The organism is Leisingera sp. F5 (assembly GCF_001593695.1).
Genome location: NZ_LUKH01000377.1, coordinates 1 through 2649 on the forward strand (window position 1 = coordinate 1; position 2649 = coordinate 2649).

General features: G+C 53.2%; 3 protein-coding genes. 1 reads left to right on the top strand and 2 read right to left on the bottom strand.

Annotated elements, in window-relative coordinates; all coding sequences use genetic code 11:
- Both A2I95_RS30540 and A2I95_RS30545 read right to left on the bottom strand, forming a co-directional pair.
- Positions 1-1739: ATP-binding protein (locus A2I95_RS30540; protein WP_291735907.1), on the bottom strand; the 1739-nt coding region annotated here is incomplete at its 3' end.
- A 369-nt stretch (positions 1740-2108) separates the two neighbouring features.
- On the bottom strand, positions 2109-2465 hold the full coding sequence (locus tag A2I95_RS30545; RefSeq protein ID WP_291735909.1) for a heavy-metal-associated domain-containing protein: 357 nt from the start codon (positions 2463-2465) through the stop codon (positions 2109-2111).
- On the opposite strand from A2I95_RS30545, the gene A2I95_RS30550 reads away from it, so the two are divergent.
- Positions 2454-2649: heavy metal-associated domain-containing protein (locus A2I95_RS30550; protein WP_291735911.1), on the top strand; the 196-nt coding region annotated here is incomplete at its 3' end. The two genes, A2I95_RS30545 and A2I95_RS30550, sit on opposite strands and share 12 nt — an antisense overlap.

A 2649-nucleotide genomic window follows, 5' to 3' on the forward strand; every position in this document is an offset into this window, starting at 1 on the left:
TCCCTATTCCGGGACAGTTCAAATTCACGAATGGCTTGCAGAGCTTCAACACCGTTCATAATCGGCATCGAGTAGTCCAGTATGTAAATGTCATACCCGCCGTTTTTGCAGGCCTCCACCGCTTGCTGACCATTGTCGGCAATGTCGGCCTCAACGCCGAGTTTCCTCAGCATCGCTGAAATCACCACCTGATTGGCTCGATTGTCTTCGGCAACAAGTGCGCGACGGCCCTGGAAGCTCGCCAAATTGCTGCTGGGCGCTGCGGCCTGGACCTTGGCAGCAGTCACGGTGGGCAGCGGAATGTTCAGCGAAACCTCCGTGCCGTGTCCCTCCCTGGACTTTACAGCCACGTCGCCCTGCATCGCTTCCACCATCTTTTTCGCAATCGCCATGCCAAGGCCCGTGCCGCCATATTTGCGGGTTGTTGAATAATCGGCCTGCATGAAGGGCTCGAAAAGCCGTGACCTCTGCTCCTCGGTCATTCCTATTCCAGTGTCCGCAATCGATATATGAAGCGGTTCGTTCTCAAAGTCACGGACGCGGAGAATTACCCGGCCTTTCTCGGTGAACTTCACCGCATTGCTGAGAATATTATGCAGAACTTGCAGGATGCGGTTGGCGTCACCGACCCGTTCGATCATTTCATTGCATCTGACGTCGACGTAGAGATAAATCCCCTTCTCCTTGGCCTTCATCTCATAGAGGCCTTTCAGACGGGGGATCAGGGCACTCACCTTAAAGGGCTCTGCCTCCAGTTCCATATGCCCAGCCTCGACCTTGGACAGGTCCAGGATGTCATTCAGAACAGACAGGAGCAAATCCCCGGATTCCCGGATCAGTGCAAGAAACTTCCTTTGCTCGTCATTCAAGTCTGTGGCTTCAAGGAGGGAAGCCACACCGATCACCCCATTCAACGGAGTTCTGATCTCGTGGCTCATATTGGCAAGAAACTGCGATTTTGTCCGGCTGGCGGCCTCCGCCTTTTCTTTTTCTTTTGACAGGGCGCGTTCCTTCAAGACCCGTTCAGTCACATCCCGGCAGGTCCCGAAAATCCGGTTCACCGCGCCATCGACATTTTGGGCATCCGCGTAAATCTGAACGAATTTTTCGGAGTTTCGCCACCCGTTCACCTTCAACGTCAAATCAAAGGAGGTGCCGGAAAGAAACAATTTCTCGGAAGCGGCAAGAAGCTGCGCTTTTTGATCTGATGGAAAGAAATCCAAAAGCTCGTTCAGAGTCGAGAGGTTCTTGCCTTCCGGGATTTCAAATATCCGCTTCACGTTCGGCGATAGATAGATCGCCCGCGCACCGGTGAACTCCAGTTCCCAATTGCCTATCAACACAGTGTTTTCGACAATTTCGGAAAAAGACTTCAGTCTCACACAGTCCGTCACGTCGTTGGCCATGATAACCGCTTCGTCGCCGCAAAAAGGCGCTGAAACCACCACTTCTAACCAGGAGCTGGTGTTGTCCGCACCGACAAACCTAAGAACCCCCCTGGGCAATTTCTCCGGGGAGGCAAACGCCTCGGATATCAGCTGTTGCAGGACATTCTTGTCCTTCTTGTTTACGGTTTCATAAACCGAGCTCACACCGTGAAGCATCTGCCGCGTAGCTTCACAACGCTCACAGCCGGAGAGAATGGCACCATTTCTTCCTATTCTGGCAACATGGTCGAAGGCACCCTTCAAACTTGACTGCAAGACAGTGTGAGCCGAATTATTTTCAATGTGGGACATATGTTCTTGTGGCCTCGACTAAACTGTTGGTGAAGCAACCTATACTGCTCCAGCACCCCAGCGGATTTCTGTAGGTTCTCAATTGAGAGCGTTAGCGGTAGAACGTGCAAACGCGGAAACCGAATACACAGCGTTACCGCCTGGTGGATCGTTTCCGGGCTCGTTTTTAAACAGCAAAAGGGGAAGCGTCAGATTATGCCTAGATTCCACGGACCGGTTCAACCCGCCTAAAGCCAGTTTCCTTCGACAGTGCCCGCTACTCACCTCCCTGCCCCGCCTAACGCCCAGTTCCTTTGTCACCGACCTACAACTTTTCCAACCGCCGCGAAGAAACACGGCGGCTGACGGTTTCAGTCGGCAACCCGCGGCTTATCTCTCCGGCGGATAACCGGCATCAGCGAGAACCGAAACGAACCGGTGCTCGGGCTCCGCCGAGGCAACCGTTACTGTTAGCTTGACCGGGTCAGCCTTCACCTCCGCCTTGGGGTCGACCGAATGCACTGCGTTTGTAACCCTGTTGGCGCAACCACCACACGTCATGTTCGGGATCTGAAAGCGCATGAGAATCTCCTCTTTTGTCTCACGCACATCAAGTACGGCTTTCCATCGTTGTAAGGTCAAGTGATGTAAGAAAATATTCTCTTGCTTGACCTTCCAATCGTTGGAACCCGCATCACTGTTTGTGAGTGATGATTCGAACGACAGGAAATGGACATGAATGCTCACATTGAAATCCCCCCGGAAACGCCAGAAATGATACACTTCCCCATAGAAGGGATGACATGCGCCTCCTGTGTCGGAAGAGTGGAAAAAGCGTTGTCAGCTGTCACTGGAGTGGTGTCGGCCAGCGTTAATCTAGCGACAGAGCGGGCCGAGGTAAGCGTCTCAAACCCATCGGTGTGGCCCGAAC